Genomic DNA, 17562 nt, shown 5'->3' with positions numbered 1-17562 from the left:
CCATGACTCGCAAACTGATCCTTCACCTTACCGGCGAGCGGCTATGCTGCTGGCTCTGGGAGCGCGGCGCCCTGGCAGCAGGGCCCTGCTTCGTCCCCACCCCGGATGGCCTGGAGAGCTTCGCCGGCTGGCTGGAAGGCAGGGAAGACGCGCCGGCGCTGATGGTGGCCGACCTGGTGGAAGAGGATTTCCAACGCCATTTGCTGCCGCACGTGGCCGGCCGCGCCGGGTCGGTCATGCGCGAGAGGCGCCTGGTGCAGGCTTGGCGCGATACGCCATTCCGCTGCGCCCATGTCCAGGGCCGCGAGGATGAAGGACGGCGCGACGACATCGTTCTTTTCTCAGCGCTGACCAACCCGACAATCCTTGCGCCCTGGCTCGATGCGCTGGAAGGCCGGCGGATTGCGCTGGCGGCGCTTTACACGCCCGCCCTGCTCAGCAGCGCCCTGTTGCCGGAAGCGGCGCGGCAGGAAGCCCATCTCCTGCTGGTGACAGAGCATGCCAGCGGCATACGGCAGACCTATTTCCAGTACGGCAAGGCACGCTTTTCAAGGCTGGCCCAGGCTGCAGCGAGCGCCGAGCAGGAAGCCGAGCGTACACGCCAGTTCCTCGTCGGGGCTCACATGCTGCGGCGCGATGCGCCCTTGCAGGTGCTGGCAATGCTGCCACTGGCACGTATTGCCTTGCCGCCGGCGGCAGGCAATGCTCCCTTGTTGGACTGGCGGGTCATCCCGCTGGGCGAGGCCGCTTCCCGGCTGCGCCTGGCTGCTACCGACAACCCGGATGAATTGTTCCTTGGACTGGCTGCGCGCGCCGCCCCGCCCAGCCACTATCCGCTCGGCCTGCGCCAGCGCTATTACGACGTCTGGCGCACGCGCAAGTCGCTGTACGCTTCGAGTGCGGTCATGGCGGCTTGCTGCCTGCTGTGGACTGGTGCAAACATCGCGGGCTATACACTGGCACGCAGCCACACCCAGGAATTGCGGCAAGAGACGCATGGCTTCGCGAACGCTTACCGCAGCAGCATGTCAAGCATGCCGCCGGCGGTCGACAAGACTGCCAACATGAAGGCCGCGGTGCAGATTGCACAAATGGTGGCGCGCCAGGGGCCTTGGCCGCAGGCGGTGATGGGCATCCTCAGCGACGCGCTGGAGCGCTCGCCGCAGATCCGCCTGACGCAGCTGGACTGGCGGGCCAATGCGCCCGGCGTGGTGCCTGTCACGGCCAGCAGCGCGTTTCCCGGCGCCGCAACGACGCCTGCCCTGGTGGCGCCGCAATCGTCCATGCTGATTGGAATACCCAAGGCGCCGCCACAGCAGGTCCGCCTGCAGGCCGAGGTCCTGGTGGAGCAGGACGACTATCGCAGCGTACTGCTTAGCATGAACCGCTTTGCGCAGGAACTGGCCCGTACCCCGGGCATGATCGTGGAAATCGAGCAGCTGCCGTTCGATATCAGGCCCAACGTCAAGCTGAGTGGCAAGGCGGGTTCGCCGGCAGGGCTGGGCGAACGGTCGAAATTCACCTTGAATCTCAGGTGGGCGCCATGATCCTGTTCCGCGAATTTTCGCTGCTGCGCAATGCGGTGCTGCTGTTCCTCGCCACCCTGGCGGTTTCGCTGGCCGCCGTGTTTGCCAGTTCCTGGCATTTGAAGCGGTCCCATTTCGAGGAAGCTGCGGCACTGCTCGAGCGCGACGCTGCGCGCTTGCGGCTGGCCCACGCCGAGACGGAAAAGGAGGAAATCCGGCAGTACCAGCCGCAGTTCGTGGAATTGCGCCGCCGCGGCCTGGTTGGCCCCGAGCGGCGGCTGGACTGGGTGGAGGCGATCCGGCAGATCCAGGAGCAGCGGCGCCTGCTGCCCCTGACTTACGAGATCGAGGTGCAGCAACCGTACCGCCTGGAGACCGCCTTGCCGACCGGCGATTACGCCCTGCTTGGCAGCCGGATGGTCCTGCATATGGACCTGTTGCATGAGTTGGATCTGCTCAATTTCCTTGCCGACCTGCGCCTGACGGGGACGTTTGCGGTGCAGGATTGCGTGATCCGGCGTGCAGCCGGAGGCGCCCCGGTTGCCGGCGTGCTGGCGCCGACTTTGAATGCCGACTGCACGTTGAACTGGCTGACGCTGACGCCTGCGCCCGCGCCGGGCAAGCCGGTGCGAGGCTCATCATGAAGCCAGCCCTGCCGGTGCTGCTTTTGCTGCTGGCGTCCCAGGCTGGCGCGCAGGGTTTCGTCAGCATGGGCAGGTTGTTCACGACGCCGGACGAGCGCGTGCGGCTCGATACGCAGCGCAACCAGGCCGCGCCTGCCGGCAGCGTGCCGCAAGCGCCCGGGCCAGCCGCTGGCGGGGCTGCTTGGACTGGCGGGCTCCAGGCGCCGGCAATGGACGCTGCGCCAGGCTGTCCTCCCGGAGCGGCGCCTGGCTGCCCTCCGGCTGCGGCGCCAGGGATGGCTGGCACGGGCGGCGCGGCCGGCGCCGTCACGGACGCGGGCGCGGGTGCGGCCCAGGGTGCGGCAGAGCCGGAACAAGCGGGACTTCGGCTGGGCGGCGTTATCCGGCGCAGCAACGGGCCAACGATGATCATCGTCAACGGCGAAGCCCAACCTGCCCCGGCGGGAGGCGTAACACGCGGCACGGTCACATTGCAGGCTGACGGCCGGCCGGTCGTGCTCAAGCCTGGCCAACGCTATGACCCGGCGACAGGAGAAGTCCATGAAGCCGCACGCTAGGCAGCGCGGCGCCGCGCTGCTCACGCTCCTGCTGGTGGCCACGGTGGCGCTGGCTGCAGTCCTGCTGTCGGCATTCGGCGGCAGCGGCATCGAGCGCGCACGCGAGCAACGTACCCACGCGCTGCTTGCGCAGGCAAGCGAGGCATTAATCGGGTTCGCGGCCACCCATGGCCGCCTGCCCCGCCCCGCCGCCTCCGGGCCGCCCGGCCCAGCTGCGGGCGACGGCGGGTCCGGTCGCGAGCGCAGCGCCCCCTGCACCAGCGAGGCCGACTGCACCGGCCTGCTGCCCTGGATGGATCTCGGCCTGCCGGCCGCGGACCACTGGGGCCGCCAGTTGCGCTATAGCGTGACACCAGCATTCACTGCCGCACCGCTGGCACGGACGGCGCTCATCGCCAGCAAACGCGTTCTGTCGCGCGACGCGAACGGCGCGCTGTTCTTTGTCGCCGGGCAGGATGCCTGCTCGCTGGCCGCGCAATGCGCGCCCGCAGTCGTTCTCTCGCGCGGGCGCAGCGACGCGCCCGACAGCCAGGACGAAGCGGGCAACCTGCAGGCGAGCGCGACCTTCATGCAGCGGCCGCTCAGCACGGAAAGCAATGCTCCCGGCGGCGTTTTCGACGACCTGCTGGTGGTGGTTCCGCTGCACACGCTGTACGAAAGGATGGCCGCCGCCAGGACCTTGCCATGAGAAATCAAACCGCCTTTACGCTGGTCGAGATGGCGATCGTGCTGGTCATCGTCGGCCTGCTGCTGGGCGGCATGCTGGCGCCGCTCTCGGCGCAAATGGAGCAGCGCCGCGCCGCCGACACCGGCAAAGCGCTGGAAGAAGCACGCGACGCCCTGGCAGGATTCGCGGCCCGCAACGGTTTCCTGCCCTGCCCGGCCATTTCGGCTTCGAACGGGCTGGAAGACCGCAGCGGCACCCGCTGCGGCAACGAGCGCCGTTTCGGTTTCCTGCCGTGGGCAACCCTGGGCCTGCCCAAGCTCGACGCCTGGCAGCACCTCTACCTGTACAGCGTCACGCCCGCCTTCAGCGACAGCGGCGTACCGTTCCGCCTCAACACCCCACGCGACATCACCATTGGCGCCCGCGACGCGTCCGGCGCGATGGTGCCGGCCAGCGCGCCCAACGACATTCCCGCTGTCGTGCTGTCGCAAGGCCGCAATGGCTTCGGCGCCTTCAGCGACGTCGGCGTGCAGGCCGCCGACATGGGCCAGGGCAATGTCGACGAGAAGGCCAATTTCCAGGGCGACGGGCGCATGTTCATCGCGCGCGAGCGCGCCGACAATCCCGCCGCGGCGGGCGGGGCCTACGATGATATCGTGGTCTGGCTATCGCCCAACATCCTGTTCAACCGAATGCTCGCAGCCCAAAGGCTGCCATGACATGCAAGCAAAGGAGAGCGCCATGAGACCCCGCGGCTTTACCCTCGTTGAAATCGCTATCGTCCTTGTCATCATCGGCCTGCTGCTGGGCGGCGTGCTGAAGGGACAGGCCCTGATCGACAGCGCCAAGGTCAAGAGCATCACCCAGCAGGCGACCGCCCTGCAGGCCGCCGTCAATGCCTACCAGGACCGCTTCCGCGCCCTGCCCGGCGACGATATCCTCGCCACCACCCACGTGCCCGGGGCGGCCGGCAATGGCAATGGCGACGGCCAGATCACGGAGTACCAGCTGGCGCCGCAGCACCTGGCGATGGCGGGCCTGATCACCGGTTCCTACAACGGCACCACGGATTTCATGACCAGCGCACAGGGCGGCGCGGTCTACATCTACAACGACGTGGTCGGCGGCCGGGGCGGCAACGGCATCCGCTTCGACAACCTGCCGGACACATTTGCCGAACAGATCGATGCCAAGCTCGATGACGGCAAACCGGATTCCGGCAGCGTGCGGGCGACTGGGCCTTATACTAATAACGGAACCATCATTACGCGCCTCGCAATCTTCTTCTGAAAGCTTATGACTGCAAATCCTGAACGGCGCCGCGTCTTCCTGATGCGGCATGGCAGCGTCACGTATTTCGACGAAGCCGGCAAACCCTATCTCCCGGAAACCGTGCCCCTGAACCAAACCGGCCGTGCCCAGGCCGCAGCGGCCGGCCTGGCCTTTGCCGCCGATGGCATCCGGTTCGACCGGGTCATCGTCTCGGGCTTGCCGCGCACCGTTGAAACAGCGGCCCGTGTCCTGGCCGAGACCGGCCAGCAAATCGAGCTCGAAACCTGGCCCGAGCTGGCCGAAATCCGCGGCGGCAAGCTGTCCGGCATCCCGGACGACAAGCTGCGCGAAGCGTTCACCGGTGCTTTCGAAGGCGTGGTGCCGGAGCAGCGCCGCTTCCTGGGCGGGGAATCGGTGGGCGAACTGATGGACCGCATCCATCCTGCCATCGCCAGGCTGCTGGACGACGATAGCTGGGACACGGTGCTGCTGGTCCTGCATGGCGGCGTCAATCGCGCCATCCTGTCCTATGCCCTGAGCGGCGGCCAGCGCCTTTTCCTCGGCAACCTGTCCCAGGCTGCCGGCTGCATCAATGCGCTCGACGTGGGGACCGGGCCGCATGACTGGATCGTACGTTTTTCCAACTTTGCGCCGCCCGCTCCCCTGCAAAGCGCCACCCGCAGCACCACGATGGAGCAGCTCTTTAACGAATACGCCAAATCCCGCTTGCTTTCCCGCCCACAAAAATAGTACGATCGTTCGAAGGGAGGCATTATGTTCGAAGAATTCATGGGCACCAAGGAAGTGTCGGAACGCCACCGTTTCGACACCGCCGCACTGGACGCATACCTGCGCCGGCACGTTCGAGATTATCCGCAAGGGGAATTGAAGGTCGCGCAGTTCAAGGGCGGCCAGTCCAATCCCACTTTCAAGCTCTCCATCGGCGGGCAGCACTATGTGCTGCGCACCAAGCCGGCGCCGGCCGCCAAGCTGCTGCCTTCGGCCCATGCGATCGAGCGCGAATTCCGCGTGATGGACGCCCTGTACAAGGCAGGCTTCCCGGCGGCCCGCCAATATTGCCTGTGCATGGACGAAGACGTGATCGGCCGCGCCTTCTACGTGATGCAGTTTGTCGAGGGCCGCGTACTGTGGGACCAGGCACTGCCCGGCATGACGCCATCCGAACGCGCAGCCATCTACGACGAACTGAATCGCGTCATCGCGCAACTGCACAGCATCGACTACAACGCCATCGGCCTGGGCGACTACGGCAAGCAGGGCAATTACTTCCAGCGCCAGATCGAGCGCTGGACCAGGCAGTACAAGGCCTCCGAGACCGAGTCCATCGAAGCGATGGACCAGTTGATTGCCTGGCTGCCGGCCAATATCCCGCCCGGCGAAGACACCGCCATCGTGCACGGCGACTACCGCCTCGACAATATGATCTTCCACCCCAGCGAGCCGCGCATCCTGGCGGTGCTGGACTGGGAACTGTCCACGCTGGGCCACCCCTTTGCGGATTTCAGCTACCACTGCATGAGCTGGCACATCGAGCCGGGCAAATTCCGCGGCATTGCCGGCCTGGACCTGAAAGCGCTGGGCATCCCATCGCAGCGCGACTACATTGCGCGCTACGCCGAGCGTACCGGCAAGGCGATCCGCCTGGAAGACTTCAACTTCTACCTCGCCTTCAATATGTTCCGCCTTGCCAGCATCATGCAGGGCATCATGAAGCGCTATGTGGACGGCACGGCTGCCAGCGCGCAGGCACTGGAATCGGGCAAGCTGGCGCGCCCGATGGCGGCAATGGGCTGGGCTTACGCCCAGGGCAAGGCAATCGAATAAGGGAACCGCCATGGACTTCGACTACTCCGCGCGCACCAAGGAACTGCAGGCGCGCCTGCTGGCCTTCATGGAGCAGCATATCTACCCGAACGAAAAAGCCTTTCACGCAGAGGTGGACCGCAACGGCCGCGAGCAAGGCAACCGCTGGATCCCCACCGAGCTGATCGAGCGCCTCAAGCCGCTGGCGCGCGAACAGGGCTTGTGGAACCTGTTCCTGCCGCGTTCGAGCCGCGCGCCGGAGGGCCTGTCCAACCTCGATTACGCGCCGCTGTGCGAGATCATGGGCCGCGTGCCCTGGGCTGCCGAAGTGTTCAACTGCTCAGCGCCCGACACCGGCAATATGGAAACGCTGGAGCGCTACGGCACGGAAGACCATAAGCAGCGCTGGCTGGAGCCGCTGCTGCGCGGCGAGATCCGTTCGGCCTTTGCGATGACCGAACCGGCGGTGGCATCGTCCGACGCGACCAATATTGAAACGCGCATCGAACGCGATGGCGCCCACTATGTGATCAATGGCCGCAAGTGGTGGATCTCCGGCGCAGGCGACCCGCGCTGCCAGGTCTATATCACCATGGGCAAGACCGATTTCGACGCGCCGCGCCATGCCCAGCAATCGATGATCCTGGTGCCGGCCGATACGCCAGGCCTGCGTGTGCTGCGCCCCCTGCCGGTCTTCGGCTACGACGACGCGCCGCACGGCCACTGCGAAATGGTGTTCGAGAACGTTCGCGTGCCGGCGTCGAACATCCTGCTTGGCGAAGGCCGCGGTTTTGAAATCGCGCAGGGCCGCCTGGGCCCGGGCCGCATCCACCACTGCATGCGCGCCATCGGCGTGGCCGAGCGGGCACTGGAGCTGATGGTGCAGCGCCTGGTATCGCGGGTTGCATTTGGCAAGCGGCTGTCCGACCAGGGCGTGTGGCGCGAACGCATCGCGGAGTCGCGCATCAGGATCGACACAGCACGCCTGCTCACGCTCAAGGCGGCTTATATGATGGACACGGTCGGCAACAAGGTCGCCCAATCCGAAATCGCCATGATCAAGGTGCTGGCGCCCAATGTGGCACAGCAGGTGCTGGATTGGGCCATCCAGGCCCACGGCGCGGCCGGGGTGTCGGATGATTTCCCGCTGGCCTACCAGTGGGCCGGCAACCGCACCCTGCGCCTGGCCGACGGTCCGGACGAAGTGCACCGCAACGCCATCGCCAAACTGGAGATCGCGCGCTTCTCGCCCAAGGCAAGCTAAGCTATCATCGTCCTGCAGTCACTCTTCCGAAAGGATGTGCCGTGCAGGACGAATCCAGCAAGCCCTTGCCGCCGCTGCGGTCGCAGATTGCGCTGCTGGCTGCGGCTTGCGCCGCCCCCGCGCTGCTGGCGGTGGCGTTGCTGCTGGTGTACTTCCAGCAGCGCGACCTGGGCCGCGCGGAATTACAGCTCCAGCGCATGGCACGCGCTGCGGCCGCCATCGTGGACCGCCAGCTGCTGGCGGCGGAAGCGGCGGCCCTCACGCTCGCCAGCAGCCCCAGCGCACGCAGCGGCGACCTGGTGGCCTTGCGCAGCCAGGCGGCTGCCGCCCTGCCGCCGGCCTTGCCCTACCGGTCGCATATCATCTTCACCGAAAGCGGCACGGCGCATGTCATAGCCGGCGGCGCGCTGCCCATTGACCGCGCCGCCAACGCCGCCCGCATCAGGTTCGCGCCGAACGCACGATCGGCCGTCAGCCTGCTGCGCGCAAACGGCAAGGAGCCGGCCCACCTGGCAGTCGACGTGCCGATCGAGCGTCCCGGCAAGCCGCCTGCCGCCCTCAGCGTGCTGCTGCCCGGCGACGCGCTGGACAAGGTAGCCGAGGAGATGCAGCTGCCATCGGGCACCGTGATCGCCGTGCTGGCGCCCGGAGGCACCCTGGTGGCGCGCAGCCATGACGACGGACGCGTCAGCGGCCAGCCGGCAACCGATGTCCTGCACGGCCTGCCGCTGCAGGTCGGCTACCTGCGCGGCGCCGACAGTCCCTGGAGCGTCGCCGTCGCTGCGCCAGCGCCTGGCGCACTGGTGGCCTTCGACGGCCTGTTTTACGCCTTGTGCGCCATGCTGGCGGCGCTGGTATTGGCCGGCTTTGCCGCGGCGGCCCTGGCGGCACGCCGCATCGCCAGCTCGATCGACGCCCTGCATGCGCCGGCCCAGGCGCTGGCCAGCGGCGCGGCCATCGAAGCGCCGCGCGTCTCCTTCCAGGAGGCGCGCCAGATCGGCGACACCCTGCTGCGGCTGGACCGCGACCTGAGGCGCCACCGGCAGGACCTTGAGCGCGTAGTCGAAGAACGCACGCAGCAGCTGGAAAATTCCAACGCCCTGCTGGAGACCATCTACGCCACGGCGCCGGTCGGCCTGAGTTTTGTCGATACCCGCCTGCGCATCCTCATGATCAACGACTACCTGGCGTCCATGAATGGCATGGCGGTCAACGACCATATCGGGCGCCGCTTCGACGAAGTGATCGGCGACCGCAACCTGGTAGCGCAGGTCAACCAGGCCTACCGCCGCGTGCTGGCCACCGCCGCAGCGGTGCCCAACGCCGAAATCACCGGCAATACCGCTGCGCGGCCAGGCCGCAGCAGCCATTTCATCACCGGCTATTACCCCGTCTTCGGCGCCGACGGCGCAATGGTCGGTATTACTACCGTGCTGATGGACATTACCCAGCAAAAGGATACGGAAGCGGCATTGCGCCAGTCCAAGGCCCTGTTCAAATCCGTGCTGGAAAATATGCCTGCCATGGTGTTCGTCAAGGACGCCCAGCACCTGCGCTTTGAACTGCTCAACCGCCAGGGCGAACTGCTGCTCGGCCGCCCGCGCGAGGATTTGCTCGGCAAAAGCGACCGGGATTTCTTCCCGCAGGAACAGGCTGCGGCCTTCCAGGAAGCGGACCGCAAGGTGCTGGCATCGGACCAGGTCATGGAAATTCCCGAAGAAGCGGTACGCATCGCCGCCGGCGAGATGCGCTACCTGACCACCCGCAAAGTGGCCCTGCGCGACGACCAGGGCATTGCCACCCACCTGCTGGGCATTTCGCTCGACATCACGGACCGCAAGCGTGCCGACGAAGCCCTGCAGCAGACCTCCCTGAGCCTGGCCCGCAGCACCAGCTTCCTGCACACGGTGACGGAAAACCTGCCTGGACTGGTAGCCTACTGGGATGCGGAACTGTGCTGCCATTTCGCCAACAAATACTTCCTGGCCTGGTTCGGCAAGACGCTGGAGCAGGCCATGGGCGAGCCGATCGACCGCGTGCTGCCGGCAGCCCTGCTGGAGCAGATCCGGCCCCATATCAATGCCGTGCTGGCCGGCAGCCCGCAGCACTTCCTGCGCGAGCTGGAACTGCCATCGGGCGAGCCGCGCTACACCTGGATCAACTTCATTCCCGACCGCGGCGAATCGGGCGCCGTGCGCGGCTTTTATGCCCTAGGCTCGGATGTTACTGAACTTAAGCGCAGCGAATTGAAATTGCAGGAGCTGAACGAACAACTGATGCGGGCACGCGACCGCGCCGAAGCCGCCAGCCGCGCCAAGAGCGAATTTGTGGCCAACATGAGCCACGAGATCCGCACGCCGATGAATGCCATCACCGGTCTGGCGCGCCTGCTGGAGGAAGCGCCGCTGGAAAGGCGCGAGCGCAGCTACGTCAGCAAGATCCAGCTTGCGACGCAAAGCCTGCTTGGCGTGGTTAACGACGTGCTGGATTTTTCAAAGATCGAGGCCGGCCAGCTGCAGCTCGAGCAGGCGCGTTTCAACCTCGAGCACATGCTGGCCGGGACGGCGGTGCTGGTGGCCAACGGCGCCTGGGACAAAGGGGTGGAACCGGTGTTCGACATTCCCCCGACCCTGCCGGCCGAAATGGTGGGCGATGCGATGCGCCTGCAGCAGGTCCTGCTCAACCTCCTGAGCAATGCCATCAAGTTCACCGAACGGGGCGAAGTCGTGCTGACGGTGCGCGAGGCGCAAGGCAGCCGCAATTCGCTGACGCTGGAGTTTTCCGTGCGCGACACCGGCATCGGCATCCCTGCGGAACAGCAGCAGCACATGTTTGACGCGTTCTCCCAGGGCGACAGCAGCACCAGCCGCCGCTACGGTGGCACGGGACTTGGCCTGGCCATTGCGCGCCGCCTGTCCGACCTGATGGGCGGTGTCATCGCAGTGGACAGCACCCTGGGCAAAGGTTCGACCTTCCGCTTCACCTGTCCCCTGCAACGGGTCGCCGGCAGCGCACCTCAGGACTTGCCGGCCAGCCTGTGTGGACTGTCCGTGCTGGCGGTCGACGATAACGCCACCGTGCGCCAGGTGCTGCAGCGGGCCGGCACCGCCCTGCAATGGAGCATGGCCACCGCCGCCAGCGCGGCCGACGCCCTGCAGGCATTGCGCAAGCAGCGCTTCGACTTGCTGCTGGTCGACAGTGCGATGCCCGGCACCGATGGCATCGCACTGCTGGTGCAGGCGCGCGACGAGGGCGTCGCCTTGCCTAAAGTCGTGATGATGGCGCCTGAACGCACCAGCGACGACTTGCAGCAGCTTGCCGACAGCCTCCAGATCGACGCCGTCCTGGCCAAGCCCTTTACACCGGCACGCCTGCGCGACGCGGCCCTGGCGGTGCTCACCGGCTCCCGCCAGACGGAGCATCGCAGCAGCCACGCCGCCCTTTCCGGCAGCCTGGCCGGCATGCATCTGCTGCTGGTGGAAGACAATGAGATCAACCAGGAGATGGCGCGCTACATCCTGCTGCACTGCGGCGCACTGGTGGAGGTGGCCTCCAACGGCGAGATTGCACTGGATATGCTGCGCGACGATCCGCAGCGTTTCGATGCCGTGCTGATGGATCTGCAGATGCCCGTGATGGACGGCTACCGCGCCACCGAATCGATACGTTCCATGGGCCTGCGTACCCTGCCCATCATTGCCATGACGGCCAACGTCATGCCGGAAGACCGGATTCGCGCCATCGAGGCGGGCGTGGATGCGCATATTGCCAAGCCCATCGACGTCGACGAAATGATCGCCACCCTGACCCGCCTCGCACCCCTGCATCCGGAGCTGGCAGGCGGCCAGCCCGGCCTTGTGCGCGCGGACCAGCGCACAGACGGATGCCCGTCCACGGTACCCGGCATCGACCTGGAAGCGGCGCTGCGGCGCGTGGCGGGAAACTATGCCGCCTTCGCCGGCTTGCTCAAGCGCTTCGAGAACTCCCAGGGCGACGCCGTGCAGGAAGTACGCGAATGCCTGGCGCAGGAAAAGCGCTATGCCGCCACGCGTGTGCTGCACCGCCTGAAAGGCGTGGCCGCCAACCTGGGCGCCACCGAGGTAGCCCGCCTCAGTGCCCAGGCCGAAGCTGCCGTCGCGGAAGGCCAGGACAGTTCGGCTGCCGCGCTGCTGCTGTCGCTGGAGCAGGCGCTGGCCGTGGTGATCAACGCCGCGCGCGAGCTGCCGCTGCCGCTGCCGGCCGCCGCCAGCGGCACTGCCGTGTCCAACCTGCCGCAAGCCCTGGGCGATTTGCGGACGCTGCTCAGGAACAGCAATATGCGCGCGCTGGCAGCCTTCAAGGCGCTCAGCCCCGTGCTTGAACAGCGCTGTCCCGACCTGCTGCCCGGCCTGGCCAATGCCATCGAAACGCTCGACTTCGCCGACGCCGAACAGCGGCTGCAGGAAATCATGAAACGGGAGGAAACGGCATGACGTGGACCGACCAGGCGCGCAACGGGCGCCTGCTGATCGTTGATGACGCGATGGAGAATATCCAGATCCTCAACCACGTGCTGGGCGAGGAACATGAAGTGCTGTTTGCCATGAGTGGCGAGAAGGCGCTGGAGCTGGCACACCAGCACCAGCCCGACCTGATCCTGCTGGACGCCGTCATGCCGGGCATGGACGGCTACGAAGTCTGCGCCGCCCTGCGCGCCACGTCCGATGTGCGCGATATCCCGATCATCTTCGTCACCGCGCTGACCACGCCCGAGGATGAGACGCGGGCGCTGGAAGCAGGTGCGGTCGATTTCATCACCAAGCCGTTCAATGTCGCCGTGGTGCGTGCCCGCGTGCGCACCCACCTGACCTTAAAACGCCAGTCCGATGCCATGCGCGAAATGACGCTGACCGACGCCCTGACCGGCGTCGCCAACCGGCGCAGCTTCAACGACGCGATCCAGAACGAATGGCGGCGCTGCGCCCGTTCCGGCATGCCGCTGTCGGTCATCATGATCGACATCGACCACTTCAAGCGATACAACGATGCCTACGGCCACCAAGCCGGTGACGCCTGCCTGAAACAGGTGGCCGGCACCATGCTGCAGTGCGCCGGCCGTTCGCCCGACCTGCTGGCGCGCTACGGCGGCGAAGAGTTCGTCATCCTGCTGCCCCAGGTCGACGCGCAGGGAGCGGAAACGGTGGCCGAGCGGATCCTGGCCAGCGTGCGTGCACTGGCCATCCCGCACCGCATGTCATCGGCCAGCGACATGGTTACCGTCAGCCTGGGCGTGGCCACGCTCCTGCCGGGGATGGGCGGCGACCCGGACGCGCTGGTACGCTGCGCCGACGATGCCCTTTACCGGGCCAAGAAGGACGGCCGCAACCGTTTCTGCGTTGATGAATGCGTTCAGGGGTAGCGGCGCATCAGGAATTCCGCAACGCAGGCGGGCTTTTCGCTGCCTTCGCATTCGACGGTCACTTCCCAAGCCAGCTGGTGGCAGCCTGCCACCGCATTGATGCTGCGCAGGATTACATGGCCGCGCACGCGGCCGCCGACCGGCACCGGTGCAGGAAAGCGCACCTTGTCCAGGCCATAATTCACGCCCATGCGCATGTCTTCCATGCACACCGCGTCTTGCAGCAGCCCTGGCAGCAGGGATAAGGTCAGGAAGCCATGCGCCACGGTGCCGCCGTACGGCGATTCGGCGGCGGCACGCACCGGATCGGTATGGATCCACTGCTCGTCGTTGGTGGATGCGCCGAATGTGTTGACGCGTTCCTGCGTGATGTCGACCCAGCCGGAAACGCCGACTTCCTGCCCAACCAATGCTTCCAGCTCCGCAACGTTGCGTACCAAACGAGCCATCAAGCGGCCTCCCTGAATCCTGGCTGGGCGATAAAGCGCTCCAGGTGATGATCTGCATCCCCCAGTGTGAGCTCGATCACCGCCAGCCGTTTGAAATAGTGGGCGAGCGGCAGTTCGTCCGTCACGCCCATGCCGCCGTGCAGCTGCACCGCCTGTTGGCCGACGAAGCGCGCGGCCTGGCCGACGCGCACCTTGGCAGCGGAGACCGCGCGGCGCCGTTCTTCATGGCTGTCCGACCCGGCCTTGACCGCTGCCAGCATGGCCATCGAACGCGCCTGTTCGAGATGGATGAACATGTCGGCCATACGATGCTGCAGCGCCTGGAACTTCCCGATCGGGGCACCGAACTGCTGGCGGGTTTTCAGGTATTCCAGGGTGGCGGCAAAGATGGCATCCATGGCGCCGATGGCCTCCGCACAGAGCAGCGCGGCGCCGTAATCGGCGGCCGCCTCGAGCAGCTGCCATCCTTTGCCCGGTTCGCCGAGCAGAGTGCCCTGGGCATCCATGAAGTCAACCGTCGCGGCGCGCTGGCCGTCGATGGTACGGTAGCCGGCGACCTTCACGCCTGCAGCATCGCGCGGCACCACATACAGTGAGATGCCGCCAGTGTCGCGCTGTGGCCCGCTGCTGCGGGCCGATACGATAAACGCGCCAGCCTCGCTGCCGTGCAGCACGACAGTCTTGCGGCCCCAGATCCGGCCTGCGCCGCCGCTGTCGGTCGCCAGCACGTCATTCAGCGCGTGGCGCGACTGCTGCTCGCCCAGCGCGCACGCCAGCTTCAGCTCGCCGGCGGCAACACGCTCGAGCAACGCTTCCTGCCCGCCGGCCAGTTTGAGGAACTGGGCGCCAAGCACGGTAGCGAAGTACGGTTCGACGACCAGGCCGCGCCCCAGTTCCTGCATCACGGCCATCATGTCGACCGCGCTGCCATTGAAACCGCCCTGCTCCTCCGGCACGGGCAGCGCCAGCATCCCCAGCTCCACCAGCGTGGCCCAGGCTTCGTCGGAAACGCCGGCAACCGAATGGATAATCTTCTTGCGCGCCTCGAAGCTGTAATCCTTGTCGACCCAGCGGCGCAGCGCATCGGCCAATTGTTGCTGTTCTTCCCTGAAAGTGAACTCCATGCCGCCCCCTTACAGTCCCAGGATCATCTGGGTGATGATATTCTTCTGGATCTCGTTCGAACCGCCGTAGATCGACGTCTTGCGGAAATTGAAGTAATAGCCCGCCAGAGGCGCGGCATCGTCGTCGCCGGCCAATGCGTATTCGCGCTCGCCATCCAGATAATCCGGATCGAACGGCAAAGCTTGCGGGCCCATGGCTTCGACCAACAGTTCTGTCAGCATTTGCTGGATCTCGGACCCGCGCACCTTCAGCACTGAAGCTTGCGGTCCCGGGCCTTGCGCCTCCTGCGCAATGGTGCGCAGCACCGTCACTTCCAGCGCCATCAACTCAATTTCCAGGTTCGCCACGCGCGCCGCGAACAGCGCATCTTCCAGCAAAGGCTTGCCATTCTTCTGCTGCCGGTTCGCGATCTTTTTGAGGAACTGCAGTTCGCGCTTGGAGCGCCCCACTGCCGCGATGCCGGTCCGCTCGTGGCCGAGCAGGTATTTGGCGTAAGTCCAGCCCTTGTTCTCCTTGCCAACGAGGTTTGCGACCGGCACGCGCACATTATCGAAGAAGACTTCATTCACCTCGTGGTCTTCGTCCAGCATGACGATCGGGCGCACCGTAATGCCTGGCGTCTTCATATCGATCAGGAGAAACGAGATGCCCTCCTGCTTGCGCACATTCCTGTCCGTGCGCACCAGGCAGAAGATCATGTCGGCATGCTGGGCCAGGGTGGTCCAGGTCTTCTGGCCATTGACGAGGTAATGATCCCCCACGCGCACCGCGGTCGTTGTCAGCGAGGCCAGGTCGGAGCCTGATCCCGGTTCGGAATAACCCTGGCACCACCAGTCGGTGCAATCGAGGATGCGCGGCAGGAAGTAGGCTTTCTGTTCGGGGCTGCCAAACGCCATGATGACTGGCGCCACCATATTGACGCCGAAAGGCAGGATGGGCGGGGTGCCGGCAATCGCGCACTCCTCTTCCCAGATGTGGCGCTGGACGGCATCCCAGCCCGGGCCGCCGAATTCGGCCGGCCAGGCCGGGGCAGCCCAGCCTTGCCGGGCGACGATCTTATGCCAGCGCACATAATCTTCGCGCCGGAGGCGCAGGTGCTTGCGGACTTTGGTTTGCAGCTCGGGCGGCAGGTTCGCTGCCAGGAAAGCACGCACTTCAGCGCGGAAGGCCTCATCCCTGGCAGAGTAGTTCAAGTCCATGCTGTCTCCTTGATGTGGTCGCGCCAGCAAAATAGCACGACCGTTTCAAGGAGTCTACAGCGCTTTGCGCCTCCGTGCCACAAAGCCGAGCAGGCCCAGGCCGGCCAGCAGCATGGCGTACTCCCCGGGTTCAGGGACTGGCGTGGTGATGCCATCCATCTCGCGGCCGAAAACGGTCAGGTTGGAGAAATCGGGATTGGATTGCTTATTGCCGGTGAACCATGCGATGTTCCAGGTCCCGCTCAGCGTCTGGCCGGCGCCGATGGTCTGGTTATCGAACAGGAAGGCACCGGCGCCGTTGGCAGCCTTGAGCGAGAGCACGAGGTCCAGCGAAATATCCTGGCCGGCACTGGTATTGGTGATGGTCCAGCTGCCAGTTTTGCCATCGCCCACATCGAAGCTGAAGTCCAGCGTACTGTACAGGCTGAAGCCCGATCCCGAAGCACCATCCAGCTTGCCCAGCAAGGTCCAGTCGCCGCTGCCGAAACTGTCGAAGCTGGCGCCCATGCCACCCGTGTTGCCGCTCAGGCCGGCTTGCGGGTTCCAGCCTGAGGTGAAGACGAAGGCGTCGGCGCTGTGGGTTTCCAGTGTGACGTCGTCTGCAGAGGTATTACCGATGGTTGTCGCGCCGAAGGCGCTTGCCGCCAGGAGCATGCTGCTGGCGGCCAATGCAAACTTCTTTGCAATTGCTTCCATTGCGCTTCCCCTTGTTGAAGTTGAGACTGCCACTTCACTGTAGCGGTTTAGCGACCTCGACGGCGTTCATTACCTTTCCGAAATATAGTCACTGCCCTGACGCCGGCGGGCAAGCACGCCAAGCACGCCAAGGCCCGCCAGCAGCATGCCGTATTCGCCCGGCTCGGGCACGGCCGACACATTGCGCGCAAACAGGGCGAGATTGGAAAAGTCCGGATAGGCGTTGTTATTCCCGGTGAACCATTCGATGCGCCAGGTGCCATTCAAGGTCTGGCCGGCATTGATGGCCTGGTTATCGAACAGGAAGCCGGCGCCGGCTTCAGCGGCATGCATGGCAAACACAAGATCCAGCACCAGGTGCGCCGCGCCGGTATTGTGCACGGACCAGGTGCCTGTGGTGCCGCCGCTCAGCGCAAAGCCGAATTGCAGCACGCCGGTGTTACCGAACACTGCGCTCGCGTCGTACTTGTCCAGCAAGCTCCACGGGCCGCTGCCATAGGCATCGAAGGCCGTACCGAAACCGCTGGTATCGCCGTTCAAGCCGGCATGCGGATTCCAGCCGGCGGCAAAGACAAAGGCGTCCGCATCGAAACCGCCGAGCGTGACGTCATCGGCCGATGTATTGCCGATGCTGCCTGCACCATAAGCGCTTGCCGCCAGTACCAGGCTGGTGGCGGCCAAGGCCAGCTTTCTTGCAATTGCACACATGATATAGCCCTCCCCTCTGAAAAAGCCGTTCCTTTCAACAGCTTAGGTAGCACGGCCATGGCTGGCTTTGTGCCGGCACAAGGCCGGGCAGGAGGAAAAAGCACGGGCATGCAAAAAGAAACGCCGCAGATGGCCTATCCGCGGCGAAAATAAGGGGTATATAACTTTGATTGTTCTCAGCAGCGGAGCTGCCGGGCCGGCAGGATGCCGACACTTTCATATTATCAATTTTT

General features: G+C 65.5%; 16 protein-coding genes. 11 read left to right on the top strand and 5 right to left on the bottom strand.

Annotated features, from left to right (window positions below):
* Nucleotides 1-2: 2 nt before the first annotated feature.
* Genes ACWBU6_RS14120 through ACWBU6_RS14070 form a run of 11 tightly spaced genes read left to right on the top strand, consistent with a single transcriptional unit; the run spans nucleotide 3 to nucleotide 13152 of the window.
* Complete coding sequence (locus ACWBU6_RS14120; protein WP_452649405.1) at nucleotides 3-1547, top strand: hypothetical protein; 1545 nt, start codon at nucleotides 3-5, stop codon at nucleotides 1545-1547.
* On the top strand, nucleotides 1544-2170 hold the full coding sequence (locus ACWBU6_RS14115; RefSeq protein WP_452649404.1) for a hypothetical protein: 627 nt from the start codon (nucleotides 1544-1546) through the stop codon (nucleotides 2168-2170). Before ACWBU6_RS14120 ends, ACWBU6_RS14115 begins: the two co-directional genes overlap by 4 nt.
* Nucleotides 2167-2727: a hypothetical protein gene (locus tag ACWBU6_RS14110; RefSeq protein WP_452649403.1), complete on the top strand. Its 561-nt coding sequence runs from the start codon at nucleotides 2167-2169 to the stop codon at nucleotides 2725-2727. Before ACWBU6_RS14115 ends, ACWBU6_RS14110 begins: the two co-directional genes overlap by 4 nt.
* Nucleotides 2711-3415: a hypothetical protein gene (locus ACWBU6_RS14105; protein ID WP_452649402.1), complete on the top strand. Its 705-nt coding sequence runs from the start codon at nucleotides 2711-2713 to the stop codon at nucleotides 3413-3415. Before ACWBU6_RS14110 ends, ACWBU6_RS14105 begins: the two co-directional genes overlap by 17 nt.
* Nucleotides 3412-4113, top strand: coding sequence for a type II secretion system protein (locus ACWBU6_RS14100; protein ID WP_452649401.1), 702 nt, complete (start codon nucleotides 3412-3414; stop codon nucleotides 4111-4113). Before ACWBU6_RS14105 ends, ACWBU6_RS14100 begins: the two co-directional genes overlap by 4 nt.
* Before the next feature lie 22 nt (nucleotides 4114-4135).
* The gene (locus ACWBU6_RS14095) at nucleotides 4136-4684 is read left to right on the top strand and encodes a prepilin-type N-terminal cleavage/methylation domain-containing protein (protein ID WP_452649400.1); all 549 of its coding nucleotides are present in this window, start codon (nucleotides 4136-4138) and stop codon (nucleotides 4682-4684) included.
* 6 nt (nucleotides 4685-4690) lie between these two features.
* A complete protein-coding gene (locus ACWBU6_RS14090) occupies nucleotides 4691-5416 on the top strand; it encodes a histidine phosphatase family protein (protein WP_452649399.1) in 726 nt (241 codons plus the stop codon).
* A 24-nt stretch (nucleotides 5417-5440) separates the two neighbouring features.
* On the top strand, nucleotides 5441-6511 hold the full coding sequence (locus ACWBU6_RS14085) for a phosphotransferase (RefSeq protein WP_452649398.1): 1071 nt from the start codon (nucleotides 5441-5443) through the stop codon (nucleotides 6509-6511).
* Nucleotides 6512-6521: 10 nt separating this feature from the next.
* Nucleotides 6522-7754 (top strand): acyl-CoA dehydrogenase family protein, encoded by a 1233-nt coding sequence (locus tag ACWBU6_RS14080; RefSeq protein WP_452649397.1) that lies wholly within the window; start codon nucleotides 6522-6524, stop codon nucleotides 7752-7754.
* 41 nt (nucleotides 7755-7795) lie between these two features.
* Complete coding sequence (locus ACWBU6_RS14075) at nucleotides 7796-12226, top strand: PAS domain-containing protein (RefSeq protein ID WP_452649396.1); 4431 nt, start codon at nucleotides 7796-7798, stop codon at nucleotides 12224-12226.
* Entirely contained in the window at nucleotides 12223-13152 is a 930-nt protein-coding gene (locus tag ACWBU6_RS14070; RefSeq protein ID WP_452649395.1) for a diguanylate cyclase domain-containing protein, read from the top strand. The genes ACWBU6_RS14075 and ACWBU6_RS14070 overlap by 4 nt, the downstream gene beginning before the upstream one ends.
* Here the strand turns inward: ACWBU6_RS14070 and ACWBU6_RS14065 are convergent.
* The 5 genes from ACWBU6_RS14065 to ACWBU6_RS14045 form a co-directional block, all read right to left on the bottom strand.
* Nucleotides 13143-13601 carry a MaoC family dehydratase gene (locus tag ACWBU6_RS14065; RefSeq protein WP_452649394.1) on the bottom strand — a complete coding sequence of 153 codons (459 nt, stop codon included), beginning with the start codon at nucleotides 13599-13601 and terminating at the stop codon, nucleotides 13143-13145. The two genes, ACWBU6_RS14070 and ACWBU6_RS14065, sit on opposite strands and share 10 nt — an antisense overlap.
* On the bottom strand, nucleotides 13601-14725 hold the full coding sequence (locus tag ACWBU6_RS14060; protein WP_452649393.1) for an acyl-CoA dehydrogenase family protein: 1125 nt from the start codon (nucleotides 14723-14725) through the stop codon (nucleotides 13601-13603). The genes ACWBU6_RS14065 and ACWBU6_RS14060 overlap by 1 nt, the downstream gene beginning before the upstream one ends.
* Nucleotides 14726-14734: 9 nt before the next feature.
* Entirely contained in the window at nucleotides 14735-15925 is a 1191-nt protein-coding gene (locus tag ACWBU6_RS14055; RefSeq protein ID WP_452649392.1) for an acyl-CoA dehydrogenase family protein, read from the bottom strand.
* A gap of 54 nt (nucleotides 15926-15979) precedes the next feature.
* Nucleotides 15980-16621: a PEP-CTERM sorting domain-containing protein gene (locus tag ACWBU6_RS14050; protein ID WP_452649391.1), complete on the bottom strand. Its 642-nt coding sequence runs from the start codon at nucleotides 16619-16621 to the stop codon at nucleotides 15980-15982.
* A gap of 69 nt (nucleotides 16622-16690) precedes the next feature.
* The gene (locus tag ACWBU6_RS14045) at nucleotides 16691-17329 is read right to left on the bottom strand and encodes a PEP-CTERM sorting domain-containing protein (RefSeq protein ID WP_452649390.1); all 639 of its coding nucleotides are present in this window, start codon (nucleotides 17327-17329) and stop codon (nucleotides 16691-16693) included.
* Between the last annotated feature and the right edge of the window lie 233 nt (nucleotides 17330-17562).

The sequence above is a fragment of the Pseudoduganella sp. HUAS MS19 genome (assembly GCF_053615455.1).
Note: the sequence above shows the minus strand (reverse complement) of the source record. Positions and strands in the feature narration are given on the sequence as shown.